Consider the following 13,640-nt stretch of genomic DNA (forward strand, 5'->3'; position numbering starts at 1 on the left):
CGTGTAGAGCACGTCTTTTCGCGTCCTCGGTGCCCTTGTCCACCCGCGTCGGTGATCCGCATCAAGGGATCCACCGGAGGATCCCATCGCACGACGACCGCGCCTGTCTCGGCCGGCTCGGTCCCCCAGGCGGCGGACAATGTCCGTCCTGGCTGCGGCGGGTTCGATAACGCAAGTGCCGCTCCAGCCATGCGACGGAAACGCGGAGTGTCGGCGGCCTAGACCGAAACCGGATCGCCCGGGAAGGCCGCGGCGACGCATGCGCCCTCGGGTCCGTCATTCGGCAGCCTCCGGGGCCGGGGCGGCGGTCCGTCCGGCGCGTCGCCGGCCGGCGAGCTCGACGGGGGGCAGCCCGACGATGTCGTAGGTGGCCGAGGCGATGCCGATGCCAGCGGCGTCGAGGCCCACCAGCATCTCGCGGCTCATGGCGTCCTTGGCGCCTCGGATCTGGTGGGTGCCGAGGATGAAGCGGACGGTCAGCTCCAGCCAGTTGTCGGTGATCCGGAAGAACACGCGCGGCTCCAGGTCGATGGGCTCGACACCGAAGCGGTTCTGCAGGTTCGCCTTGGCCTCGTCGGTCATGACGTTCGTATCCAGGGCGTGCTTCTTCGCTGCCGAGAGCATGATCGCCTCGACCTTCGCCCTGTCGGCCTCGTAGGTGATCGGGATGGACATCTCCTCCCAGATGAACGGGAAGTCGCGGGTGTAGTTGAACACCGGCTCGGAGAAGATCTGCGCGTTGCTCACCGTGACGATGCGACCGGTGAACTGGCGGCTGCGTACCCACATGGCCGGGCTGCTGCCCTGCACCGCCGGCGGCTGGCCCATCTCCATGATCGTGGTCTGGATGAAGCCGAGGCGGAGCACGTCGCCGCGCACGCCGCCCATGGTGATGCGGTCGCCCACGGTGAAGGTCGAGCCGCGCAGGATCACGAAGTAGCCGGCGACCGAGGTGACGACCTGCTGAAGGGCGAACGCGAGGCCGGCGGACATCAGCCCGAAGGCGGTGGCGAGGCGGGCGGGATCGTTGAACCAGATCGAGAGCAGGCCGAGGACAAGCAGCACCGCCGCGAGAAGGCTGATGCCCTGGCGCGTCCAGAACTTGGTCTGGAGCGTGGAATGGTCGGTGCGGTTCAGGACCAGCCCGACGAACGCCCGAAGGCCGATCCCGCCCCCGACGATCACCGCGATGAAGATCAGGGAGAGCAAGAGCTTCCGCCCGTTTTCGGCATTCACGCCGACCCAGTCGATTCCGAGGAAATGCACGCGTTGGTCCTTCGTGTGGTCTAGGACGCGGTCGCGTCCGAGCCTAAATGTGACGGACCGCTATCGCGAAGTCCGGTCTACGGATGGGTGGGTGTCGTCGGCCGATCAGCTTGTCGGAGACGGCGTCAGCGCGACCGCCTCCATTGCACCGGCGTCGGCGATGGCCAGCTTGCCGCGAACGGTCAGGTCGCTGACGAAGGCGAACTGGTCGCGCATGTCGAACGGGTAGGCGCGCAGCTTGTAGTGCGTGCCCCAGGGCTCCTCGTGCAGCACCACGCGGACCGATTTGCCGTAGTTCAGGTACGGGCTGGTCAACGCCACGTCCGTCAGCAAGGCGCGCACGAGGGCTCCGTCATGCCGGGGCAGCAGGTAGAAGTCGGCGACGCACTGCAGGGTCCCGGCGCCGTCGTTCGCGTTGGTGATCCGGTCGGTCCAGATCGTCGAGTGCGGAACCGTGACCGCGTTGTCGTCGGGTGTCTGGAGTAGGATCGCGCGCAGCCCGACGTTGCGCACCTCGCCGTAGTCGGAGCCGACCTTGACCCAATCTCCAGGCCGGTAGGGCCGCTCGACCAGGGCCACAACCCCGGCGATCAGGCTGCTGACGTAATCCTTGAAGGCGAAGCCGATGGCGACGCTGGCCGCACCGGCGATGACGAGGAAGTTCTGCAGCGTGATGTTGAAGACGATGGGCACGATCCAGACGATGGCGAGCATCATCAGGACCAGCCGGGCGATGGGCACGGCCGCCAGGAGGTAGAGCCTCAATCGGCTCGGGCCGCGTTCGGCGAGGTAGGGGAAGGTGCTGCGCACCAGCCAGATCGCCGCCCATGTGCCGACGACGATGAGCCCGATCTCCCAGAATCGGATGTCCTGGAGGCTGTGGACGAGCTGTACGCCGCCGTCCTGGACGTCCTGTGCGGTGGCCATGTCGTTCAAACCCGTCCCACGGGAAATCCTGCCGCTTCGAGGCCGTCCCGGATCGCCGGGTAGGCCGCCGCCCGACAGCCGAACCGGTCGCCCTTACGTTCCAGGAAGCCCGCCCTGAGCAGGACGGGCACGACGTTCGGGTCCGCCACGCCTGGGAGGACGAGCAGAAGTTCCTCGCGGGTCAACGGCCCGTGTATCAGCAGCGCGTGCAAGGCATGGAGGGCGGTGCCGTCGTCCGTACCTGGGAGAAGGTACTCGTCGAGGGCGGCCACCCAGAGGGTCTGCTCGCTGGCATCGCCATCCGACATCGCGGCCTTCGCGTCCACGGCGACGTCAGCGTCGTCACCCGTACGCAGGCTGCGCCGCCAGAGGTGCCAGGCGACCCAGGGTATGCCGAGGCTGCGCCCGGCCAACTTGCGCAGGTAGTCGTTGCGAAGCGTACCCGCCTCGTCGACCGCGAGCACGTCCTCGCCGTCGGCAGGCAGGCGGAACCGCATCGCCCCGGTGGCCTCGGAGGTCGAGAGCTGGACGAACCAGCCATGCAGGCGGACGGCGTCGAACGGCTTGATCGTCACGGCATCGGGCAGAAGGGCGTCGGCGCCGGCCGCCTTGGCGAGGAACGACCAGGCCCAGGCGTTGCAGCCGACGACCACCGGTCGATCCAGTCCGTCGATGGCCGCGAGGAGCGCGCGCACGGCCCTCAGGCCTTCCCGATGCCGCAGGAACCAGTCCTCCAGCCTGGGGATGACCAGGATCCCCGACCCGATCATGTCCGGCAGGATGGGCTGATTGGCGGCGACGAGCGATTGCCGCGAGGGCGGCGCTAGGACCTGGTGTCCCGCCTCCGACGCCCAGGTCTGAATGACCGCGTTCTCGTCGCAGGGCGGCAGCACCACCGTCAGGATGTGTGATGCGCCAGGCTGGCGATCCAACCACTTGCCGACGGTTGCCCCAACTTCGGCGAGGACCGGTCCGCAGGCGGGGGGAGCCACGACCTCGTCGAGACGCCTCAGGGTTGCACGGTGCAGCTTATCGTCCGCGATGAACGGCTCGGACTTTTCGCGGTGAAACAGGGCGATAAGCCGCCCGAGGTACCTCCGGGCGACCTCATCCCTGGGGACAGGTGGCGTCTGGGCATCGTCGAGTGGGATCAGGAACGCAGGGCCTTCAGTCTTCGACATCGGCGCGCGGCAGTCCACTCCAAGGTCGTCGACAACGTGAACCGCCCAGGTTTGTTGCCGGTGCCGCTGGCATTCACCGGTCACGAAGTAGGCACCTTCGGCCCGGAACTACGACCTGAAGGACGGCGAAGGGTAGGATGCCACCGAGGGCAAATGGCACATCCAACGCCCTTCTCGGGACTGGGTGCCCTCGACGCCGGGTCCCCGACTACGGGCGCTGCCGCTATCGACTGGTTGCCGGTGCGTCCTCCGCTTGCAGGCCTCTAAGAGGAGCGTCGATGGTGCACATGACACCCGTCGCCGGATAGGAGAGATCCACCTCGCCGCCGAAGTTGCCGGCAAGTCCGCGCCCGATCAGCCTAGAACCGAAACCGCTCCGTGTCGGCGCCTTCACGACGGGACCACCTTGCTCCAACCATCGCAGGGCGCAGTGCGGCTCGCCGCCATCCTCGCGAAGCGTCCACTCGACCGAGACCTTGCCCTGGGCCGTCGAAAGGGCCCCATACTTGGCCGCGTTGGTCGCGAGCTCATGCAGCATCAGCGAGAGGGACATCGCCGCCTTCGACCCGATGGTGAAGGTGGGTCCTTTGAGGACGAACCGCCCCGGATTGTCCCGGTGCGTCTGCAAGGCGCTCTCGATCAAGGTCTCGATAGGTGCCGACCCGATCTCTCCGCCAAGCAGGAGATCGTGCGACTTGCTGAGCGCGATCAGCCGACCGGCGAGGACGTCCTTGGCCGCATTCAGGTCGGTTGCCGTGCGCATGGTCTGGGTGGCGATGGACTGGACCATCGCCAGCATGTTCTTCATGCGGTGGCTCAGTTCGAGGTTCAGGGTTCGCTGACGTTCCTCCGCCTCGATCCGTGCCAACGCCGCGCGGGTCCGGTCCGCGATGTTGTTGGCGAAACTGATCTCCTCGCCCGTCCAGGCGTATGGCTTGGCCTTCAACGCGAACAGCAGTGCGACGAACCGACCGTGCTCCATGAGCGGCAAGTTCAAAAGCGAACGCACGTGGATGGCCGCGAGGGCTTCCGCATCATTCGCCGTCCGAACGTCGTTTGCGACGTCGTCGATGATCACGGCATGGCCGGACTTCAGGTTCTCGATGTACGAGCCGTAATCCCGGAACGAATGCACCCCGCCGATGCCCGGAATGCCCGGAGCGGTCCAGCCGTCACCGACGGCGATGGTTTCCCGGTCGTGGTCCACTGCCCCGTACCCCGCATGGGATAGCCCGAGGGTGCGGCCAAGGATCTCCGCAGCCACGCAGGCGATCTCCCCCGCATCGTCCGAATTGCGTAAGCGGTCGCCGAGCTCCGCCAGGGCGGCACGCCGGGTCTCGGCCTGCTTGCGGTCCGAGACGTCGATGAACATCGCGGCGAAACGATTCTCCGCTTCACGGTATGCGCGAACCTCGAACACGCGCCCGAGCTGCGGCACCGAAATCTCGAAGACCTCGGGAGTGCCGGTGTCGACCACCCGTGCGTAGGTTTCGATCAGCCAGTCGGGGATGTCGGGAATGGCCTCGCGCAGGGTCCGGCCCACTGTCTCGACAGGGAGGCCAGACTGCGCGGCGAAGGCCGGGTTGATCTCCACGAACCGGTAGTCCGTGGCCTTCCCGTTCGCGTTGCGGATGATTTCGCCGCTAAAGAAGCCTTCCTGCATGCCCTCGAACAGGCCGCGCCAGCGCTTCTCGCTTTCGACGATGCGCTGCTCGGAGGCGCGCTGGGCGGTGACGTCGCGCGACACCACCAGAAGCCGCTCCGGCCGTCCATCAGCGCCGCGGATCGGTGTGACCTGCACGTCCCACCACTTCGCCGTGCCCTTGAGCGTTTCGGCCGGGGCCTGGAAATGGCCGGTGCCGCCGGCCAACGCCGCCCAGAATGCCGCCTTTGCGTCCATTTGGGCCTGTCCCTTCCAGAACCCGGTCCAGTCACAACCCTTCACCTGGTTGAAGTCGTCGGCCTCCATGACGGCCAGCCCGCCCTCGTTCATGAAGGTCAGCCGTGCGTCGGGATCGAGCACCTTGATGCAGTCGGCCGAGGAGGACAGCACGCCGCGCATGAACGCGGCGTCCGCCTGCTCCTTGGCCGCGGCGTTCCGTTGCTCCGTGCGGTCGCGCAGGATCTTGAGGAAACCCTCGTGCCTGTCGTGCTCGTCCCTTAGGGGCATCATCTCGCCGTTGGCCCAGAACCGGCTGCCGTCCTTTCGAACATGCCAGCGCTCGTCGGCGCCCCGCCCGGACAGCAGGGCCAAGGCCATTTCCTGCTCTGGGACGCCGTTCGCGACGTCCTCGTCAGTGAAGAAGGCATGGGCGGGCTTGCCACGCATCTCGGCCTCGTCCCAACCGAGGATACGTTCGGCGCCCGGGGACCAGCTCGTCACCATGCCGGCGAGATCCAGTGAGACGATGGCGTAGTCGAGGGCGCTCTCAAGAATCGCCGTGTTGCGCCGGTCGGTCTCACGACGTTGGCGCAGGGACCGGCGTAGCTCCAGGGTCGTCATGACCTGATGCGCGAGGGTGCGAAGCACGAACGCTTGGGAGGGCGTCAGCTTGTTGGGCTTGGTATCGAGCACGCACAGCGCCCCGAGGGCGACGCCGTCGGCAGTTCGCAGCGGAGCTCCCGCATAGAAGCGGACTTCGGGTCCGCCGGTCACCAGGGGGTTGTCCGACGTACGCGCGTCGAGGGTCAGGTCCTCGATCTCGAACACGTCGTCCTGCTGCACGGTGTAGGCGCAGATCGATTGGGACAGCGGCGTCTCGTTCCGTCCGAAGCCGGTCTCGGCCTTGAACCATTGGCGTTCGCCGTCCAGGAGCGAGATCAGCGACACGGGCATGCCGCAAGTTTCCGACGCCACCCTGACGATGTCGTCGAACTCGGTCTCGGCGGGCGTGTCGAGGATGTCGTAGCTCGCCAGTTCGTGCCGGCGAAGTCCATCGGCCTGTTTGTTGCCTCCCGCCATGGCCCTCCAGCCGACTTCCGATGCTGTTGCGGCCTACTGCCGACCGAAAAGCGGCCTGCCGTTAAACGCCTCACCGCACAATGGTATTCGAAGGTTCTGGAGCGTCTCCGTGCGACGATGGCCGGATCGTTCGGGAGCGGTTCGTCCAGAGTGCTACGCCCCCGTAGGTGGTGGTTCTCGGCGCCAGCCCAAGACCGCCGCTACTTCTTGAGGGACTCGGGATGTTTTTCCGACGGCAACGTATTGCGGACATGGTGCCGGACAACCGAGGGACTGAAGGGCTTCGCGATGAACGTCGCCCCGTCCGGCAGGTCTCCGCGTTCGGGTCGTACGTGGCCGGAGGCCACGACGATGGTGATGTGCGGCCACAACTCGGCGGTCCGACGCGCGAGGTCGAAACCGTCACCATCGCCCGGCATCTGCACGTCCGTGAACAGCAACTGCACCTTGCCGTGGTGCTCGTCGAGCACCCTGATCGCCTGGGCCACGTTCATCGCCTCCAGCACCGCGAAGCCCGCATCCTCCAGGATATCGGTAGCATCCATCAGGATCAGGGCGTCGTCGTCGACCACGAGGGCGAAGGGCGCATCGGAAGGGCCAGGCAGGGTCATCAAGGGGTAAGGCCAACCTCGTCCAGAGGTTGCCGGGTAGCATAAGTTTGTTTTGGCGTCGCTTGCCGATTCACGGCGCACTGTCGTGGGGACCGAAGCCTCGACATGCTGCGCGGATACGAGCGGGTGAACGACAGGGTCTATCCCGACGGTACTGCGCACGTCGGCGAAAGCCGCTTTCCTGCATGCACGCTCATCGCATCGGCCGGGACATTTCAACTGGGATGCTCAAGAAGGGCAACTTATCGAGCTAACCTGTGTTGCGATCTCATGACGACGAAGCGCTCCATGAAAGCCACTGCCGTGCTCGTCGTAGAGGACGACGACCTCGTGCGCCTCTTCGCCGTCGAAATGCTGGAGGATGCCGGTTTCGAGATCGTCGAGGCACGGCATGCCGACGAGGCTTGGTTCATCCTGCATGAGCGCTCCGACATCGGGGCACTTTTCACCGACGTCGACATGCCGGGTTCTATGTGCGGTGTCACCCTGGCCGGGCGCGTACACGACGCCTGGCCCGATATCCGCCTGGTCGTAACCTCGGGGCGGCAACGTCTAGTCGACGGGGACATCCCCGACCACGGCTTGTTTGTCCCCAAGCCCTACAGCGCGGACCAAGTCATCGACGCGATCCACCACGCCACCTGATCGACCACCGGGAAACTTTTGACCGTCGGTGGGTGTACGACGCCCGGTCCCTTCCCTGACATGGCCTGTCTTCGTCCCTAGCCTGTGGGGAGGAGGAGGACCCGAGCCGGAACTGCGGTCAGCCCACGGGCTTGCAGCACCTGACCAGTGCTTGGGCCGGCTGGAGAGAGTGTCTTTTCGGGCGATAGCGAAACGCACCATAGGCTGCTCGAAGCCTTCAAAGATGCCCAGGGCAAGGGCGATGGATCCTTCGAGCAGGCCGCGACGAGCGCTTTCAAGCATGTGTTCGACCACTTGGCTCGATTGAACTTGCGAGTCTCACTCGGAGGGGCGGAGGGCGAGTATCGGCAGCTGAAATCCGACGAGAGCGCGACCCTTCGTTAGCCAGTATACTCGGCGGCCTTCCGGGGCGCCGGGCTCGATTGGGACTGGCGACGAGACTTCCAGCGAAATCCGCTAGATGCGAAAGGTCGTGGGCCGACGACAGCCACGTTTGGAAGCGCGAACGTTCCTGTCCCTTCGATCGTTGAGGCTTGCCTTGCGAGCTCCCCACGTTCGCGGACGTGGAGCCCATGGATGCCCGTGATAGCCAGGACCGAATACTCGACGGCACAGACCCCTTTGCCCTCCGCGGCCGGCGATGGGCCAAAGACAGGGTTCTGGGCGCTGACACTCGGCTCGGTCGGCGTGGTCTACGGCGACATCGGCACCAGCCCGCTCTACGCCCTGAAGGAGTCCTTGCACGCAGCCGCCGGAGGGGGGCACGCACCGACCCGCGAGATGATCTTCGGCGTCGTCTCGCTGATCCTCTGGGCGCTCATCCTCATCGTTACGCTCAAGTATGTGCTGTTGGTGATGCGGGCCGACAACGACGGCGAGGGCGGCACGCCTTCCCTGGTCGCGCTGGCCCAGCGCGCGCTGGGCCATTCCGGCGGGTTCGTCATCGTGCTGGGCATGGTCGGCGTTTCGCTGTTCTTCGGCGACGCCATCATCACGCCGGCCATGTCGGTGCTCTCGGCGGTGGAGGGGCTGAAGCTGGTGACCCCGGCCACCGATCCGTACGTCCTGCCCATCAGCCTCGCCATCCTGATCGGCCTGTTCGCAGTCCAGAGCCACGGGACGGCGCGGGTGGCAACCTTCTTCGGCCCCCTCACGGCGTTCTGGTTCATCGTCATGGCGCTTGGCGGCCTGAGCCACCTCGTCGACGATCCGAGCATTCTGGGTGCGCTCAATCCCGCCTACGGCATTTCCTTCATCCTGAGCCACGGCACGGCCGGCCTGCTGGCGCTCGGTGCCGTGTTCCTCGCTGTGACCGGGGCGGAGGCGCTTTACGCAGACATGGGACACTTTGGTCGCACGCCGATCCGCGCGGCCTGGTTCGGGCTGGTGCTGCCGGCGCTCGCGCTGAACTATCTCGGCCAGGGAGCCATGCTGCTCGCCCACCCGGAGCGGGCCGAGAACCCGCTCTTCCTACTCTATCCGTCCTGGGCGCTGCTGCCGATGGTGCTGCTCGCCACGGTGGCGACGGTTATCGCCAGCCAAGCCGTGATCACCGGCACTTTCTCGATTACACAGCAGGCGATGCAACTCGGTCTGCTGCCGCGTATGCGCGTCCTGCGCACATCCGAGACCGAGAAGGGGCAGATCTACATCCCCCGGGTGAACTGGTGGCTGCTCGTCGCGGTCGTATTCGTCGTGGTGCTGTTCAAATCATCGAGCGGCTTGGCGGCGGCTTACGGCATCGCGGTCACCGGCGACATGGTGATCACCGCCTGCCTGCTCTTCGTCGTCGCCTGGAAGGTCTGGCGCTGGTCGCCTGCGGTCGCGGCCGCGGTCATCGCGCCGTTCCTGCTCATTGAGGTGGTGTTCCTCTCGGCCAACGCTCTCAAGATCCTCCATGGGGGCTGGGTACCGCTGACCATCGGTGCCGCCCTCGTCACAGCGATGTGGACCTGGCGACGTGGTTCGGCTCTGATCGCCGAGGAGATCCACCGTCGGCGCGTGCCGCTGTCCGAATTTACGCAAATGGCCGAGACCGGCTCGATCCAGCGGGTGCCGGGAACGGCGATGTTCCTGACAGGTACCCCCGGTGATACCCCGGGGGCCCTGATGCACAACGTCAGGCACAACCGCGTGCTGCACGCGAACAATTTCATCCTGCACGTCGTCACGGAGGACCTGCCGCGGGTGGCCGACGCCGAGCGCGTCGCCGTGAAGAAGCTGTCCGACGCCTTCTCTTGCGTGACAGTGCGTTTCGGGTTCACCGAACTGCCCGACCTGCCGCGCGCCCTTGCCGCTGCGGGCCTGGACAAGGGCGACCTGTCTTACTTTCTGACGCGGCGCGTGCTGGTCGCCTCGCCGGAGACCGGCATGCCGGTGTGGCAGGACAGGCTCTACATCTCCATGGCCCGTGCGGCCACGGACGCGTCCCGCTACTTCCGCATCCCGGTCGACCGGGTTGTCGAGATCGGTGCCCGGATCGACATCTGAGCACGGTTGCCCGCCGCACCGAGGGACCGGTCGAGGATCAGAGGAGCGCGACGATGGCCTCGGTCCGGCGCATCATCAATCCTGTCGGCGGCTTCACGGCTAGCTTCGAGGTGTCCCTCCGGCGTCCGTGCGCCTGAGATGCCGAAAGGACATTCCGGGTCGTCCACCTCGTCCTCGTCGAGCGGCGACAGCGCCACATCGCGACGATCTACGACACCGTGACCTGGGCTGCCTGGCTGCAAACGCCGGGGGAATGCCAGAAACGGCGAGCGCACCCTCACGGTCTCGCTCGCTCTCGCAAACGGCATCCCGGCCAATCGCGGGGAGGCCGCCGTGCCGGGGCCTTCTTGGAACGCCCGACGCACCGGCAGTCCAGGCTTGTCGAAGCTATCGCCGTCCGCGAAGCGACTGCTTTGGGCTATAGAATACTATAACCGAACTGCGACGCCTTACGTCAGCAACGAAGCATTCCTCCGCTATTGATTGAAGCTCAGGCTTACGTCCGCTTTTGAGCTGAGTTCGCGGCGGCTTCTACGACTAGGTTGGGTCGAGACCCGCCTGTCAGCTCAGCTGACTGGATTGGGTGGATTTCAGTTGGTCCGCTCTGAGGCATTGATGCGAGGAAGCGGACATCGTCGCCGAGTCCGCTCACGACCCTTAGCAGGCCTTGGGAAGCTCCGCTTTCAAGCCACCTAGGGGAAGGAAATCAGACGTATGGTACCCCGTTCAGGGCTCGTAGTCGTCCACGAGCTGTGGTTCTGTCAGATACCGCATATAGAGGTAGGGGAGCGTTAAGCTGCGCAATTCATTAGAGGGAAATGATGCACGCAATCGTGAGTGAAGCCGAACGGCTCGCATGCCTCAGGAGCCTCGGCATCCTCGACACGCCGCCCGAGCATGAGTTCGACACTTTGGTGCGGACGGCCGGGCAAGTGCTGGAATGTCCCATCGCCCTTGTCACGATGGTGGATGAGAACCGGCAGTGGTTCAAAGCCGTTTGCGGATTGAGTATCGACGGAACACCGCGTGAGGACGCGTTCTGCACTCATGCACTCAAGGCCAACGACCTGCTCGTCGTGTCCGATGCAACAGTCGATTCGCGCTTTGCCCATAATCCCCTTGTGACGGGGGACCCGCACATTCGCTTCTATGCCGGCATGCCAATTCGCGTCGAACGCCCGCACGGCGCCGGCCCCATCGCCGTGGCTACGCTCTGCGTTATCGACCGTCGGCCGCGGGAACTGGATGAGGCTGGCATGACGGTTCTGCGGGACCTCGCGCAGCTTGCCGAAGCCCTACTAACGGCACGCAGCAATACCTTCGCGCTCGTCCGGCTCGCGGAAGAGCGCCGTCGGACCCTGGAAGCACTTGACCGGAGCAACCGCCAGCTTCGTCAGGCAGAACGGATGGCCAGGATCGGCTCGTGGAGACTCTGCCTTCGCACGAAGGTCATGGCCTTCTCGGATCAGACCTATGCCATTCATGGAATGCCTGTAGGCAACGAAGTGCCCTTGGAAGCAGTCCTCGATTTCTACTCGGCACAAGGACGCATCATGATCGAGACGGCGGTCTCGCGCGCAATCTCAAGCGGTGAGTCCTTCGACATCGAAAGCGACTTTTGTAATGCTCAAGGCGAGGCCTTGCGCGTGCGCTTAAAGGGCGAACTGGAATTCCGTGCTGATGAGGCAGTGGCCCTGATTGGGGTGCTTCAGGACATCACAGACCGGCACGCCATGGAGCAGGCCCTTCGCCACGCTGCTCAGACCGATGACCTTACAGGCCTCGCCAGCCGAAGCCGCCTCAACCTGTTTCTCGATGAGCGAATTCGGCTGGTACGCGAGAATGATAGCGGCTTCGTTCTTCTGCTCATCGACCTCGACCACTTCAAGGCCGTGAATGACGCTTGTGGGCATCCTGCCGGCGATGACGTTCTGCGAGTGATGGCCGAGAAGCTCCAGGCCTCCTGCGGAGCGGACGGGCTTGCGGCTCGGCTAGGTGGCGACGAGTTTGCCCTCGTCTTGTCCGAGAGCCTTGACGATGCCGAATTAGAACGGCGCCTTGGGCATCTCCTCGCCACGTTACGCCATGATGTTGAAACGGACGGACGCGTCATCACCGTGTCGGCCACAATCGGGGCCTGCCACTTCGACGTGACAATCGCGAGCCGCAGCGGCTTGATGAAACGGGCCGACGAAGCCCTTTACCGGGCAAAAAATTACCAACGTGGGTCCGCTGCGGTCGCCGGGGAGGAACGCGTAATCGTCCCGGAAGACGTGGCACACCTGAGACCAAGGATTGGCAGGCACTAGCCGGCATCATGCTGGTAGACCCCGGGTCGCCACCGCGGCTCTAGATCGAAAAGTCGCAGACCAAACCGTCTCTTCCCTGCGTCCCTACGCTTCAACCGACTACATTCGACCCTTCCCAGACCGTTGGAACGTCTGCTTGGTAGCAACTTGGTGTAGGATGACCTACGTCCGGGTCGGGTGGATTTCCGCCAGTCCGCTTTGGTCCGGCAGCCTATGGATGCGGACATCGCCGCCGGGCTCGCTCACATCCTTCGCGGAAGCTGGGAACGCCTGCTTACAGGCTGTTGAGTGCATCGGAACCTTGCAGCCCAAACGGGCCGGGAACGGCTGGGGTGCTTTGGACTGCAGCATGCCCAGAACCTAGGGTTGAGCAGCCCTTCACGACGCCGCGTAGCGTCACTGAGCCAATCGACCCCTGGCTCAAAACTGCTAGATGGTAGAAAGGCAGGGGGGACGAGTTTTGTCGGTCATCGAGCGCCACAACACCAAACAGACCGGGTCGGGTGACACCGCCATGGTTTTCGCCCACGGCTTCGGGTGCGATCAGAACATGTGGCGGTGGGTGGCACCTGCTTTCGAGGACCGCTTCCGCACAATCCTGTTCGACCATGTCGGCGCAGGCGGCTCGGACCTCTCAGCCTATGACCCGGCCAAATACGCCTCGCTCGAAGGCTATGCCGATGACGTCGTAGAGCTCTCCCGCGCCCTCGGCGTGGAGCGCGGCATCTTCGTCGGCCACTCGGTGAGCGCCATGGTCGGCATCCTCGCCTCGAAGAAAGCACCCGAGCTATTCGAGAGCCTGGTCCTCGTCTGTCCCTCTCCTCGGTACGTCGACGACGGCGACTACATCGGTGGCTTTACCCGACCGCAGATCGACGAGCTCCTCGAATTCCTCGACAGCAACCACATGGGGTGGTCGCAGGCCATGGCGCCGACCATCATGGGCAACGCGGACCGCCCGGAGCTCGGAGAGGAGCTCACCAACAGTTTCTGCCGCACCGACCCGGAAATCGCCAAGCGCTTCGCTCGGACGACCTTCCTGGCCGACAACCGGGCCGACCTGGAGGGCGTCACGGCGCGTTGCCTGGTCCTCCAATGCTCGGAGGACGTGATCGCCCCCCGGGAAGTTGGCGAGTACGTGCACCGCAACCTGCCGGGCAGCGAACTCGTACTGCTCGACGCTAGCGGGCATTGCCCCAACCTGAGCGCGCCGGAGGCGACTGTCGCGGCCATCGAGGCCTTCCTTTGA

Annotated in this window: 9 protein-coding genes; 4 read left to right on the top strand and 5 right to left on the bottom strand. The window is 65.1% G+C overall.

Annotated features, from left to right (window positions below):
* Positions 1–276 precede the first annotated feature (276 nt).
* The 5 genes from A3OM_RS0106565 to A3OM_RS0106585 form a co-directional block, all read right to left on the bottom strand.
* Positions 277–1,266: a mechanosensitive ion channel domain-containing protein gene (locus A3OM_RS0106565; RefSeq protein WP_018042939.1), complete on the bottom strand. Its 990-nt coding sequence runs from the start codon at positions 1,264–1,266 to the stop codon at positions 277–279.
* A 105-nt stretch (positions 1,267–1,371) separates the two neighbouring features.
* On the bottom strand, positions 1,372–2,193 hold the full coding sequence (locus tag A3OM_RS0106570) for a mechanosensitive ion channel domain-containing protein (protein ID WP_043764306.1): 822 nt from the start codon (positions 2,191–2,193) through the stop codon (positions 1,372–1,374).
* A 5-nt stretch (positions 2,194–2,198) separates the two neighbouring features.
* Positions 2,199–3,374, bottom strand: a complete 1,176-nt coding sequence (locus A3OM_RS0106575) for a hypothetical protein (protein ID WP_018042941.1) — start codon at positions 3,372–3,374, stop codon at positions 2,199–2,201.
* Positions 3,375–3,597: 223 nt separating this feature from the next.
* Positions 3,598–6,336 carry a PAS domain-containing protein gene (locus A3OM_RS0106580; protein WP_018042942.1) on the bottom strand — a complete coding sequence of 913 codons (2,739 nt, stop codon included), beginning with the start codon at positions 6,334–6,336 and terminating at the stop codon, positions 3,598–3,600.
* Positions 6,337–6,536: 200 nt separating this feature from the next.
* A complete protein-coding gene (locus A3OM_RS0106585; RefSeq protein WP_018042943.1) occupies positions 6,537–6,947 on the bottom strand; it encodes a response regulator in 411 nt (136 codons plus the stop codon).
* 105 nt (positions 6,948–7,052) lie between these two features.
* Here A3OM_RS0106585 and A3OM_RS0106590 point away from each other — a divergent pair, with 105 nt between their 5' ends.
* From A3OM_RS0106590 to A3OM_RS0106615, 4 genes are all read left to right on the top strand, one after another.
* Positions 7,053–7,592, top strand: a complete 540-nt coding sequence (locus A3OM_RS0106590) for a response regulator (protein WP_348625447.1) — start codon at positions 7,053–7,055, stop codon at positions 7,590–7,592.
* A 576-nt stretch (positions 7,593–8,168) separates the two neighbouring features.
* Positions 8,169–10,082, top strand: a complete 1,914-nt coding sequence (locus A3OM_RS0106600; protein WP_026175782.1) for a potassium transporter Kup — start codon at positions 8,169–8,171, stop codon at positions 10,080–10,082.
* 833 nt (positions 10,083–10,915) lie between these two features.
* Positions 10,916–12,391 carry a diguanylate cyclase gene (locus tag A3OM_RS0106610; RefSeq protein WP_198290811.1) on the top strand — a complete coding sequence of 492 codons (1,476 nt, stop codon included), beginning with the start codon at positions 10,916–10,918 and terminating at the stop codon, positions 12,389–12,391.
* A 460-nt stretch (positions 12,392–12,851) separates the two neighbouring features.
* Complete coding sequence (locus tag A3OM_RS0106615) at positions 12,852–13,640, top strand: alpha/beta hydrolase (protein ID WP_018042948.1); 789 nt, start codon at positions 12,852–12,854, stop codon at positions 13,638–13,640.

It is taken from the genome of Methylobacterium sp. 88A (assembly GCF_000376345.1).
GTDB lineage: Bacteria > Pseudomonadota > Alphaproteobacteria > Rhizobiales > Beijerinckiaceae > Methylobacterium > Methylobacterium bullatum.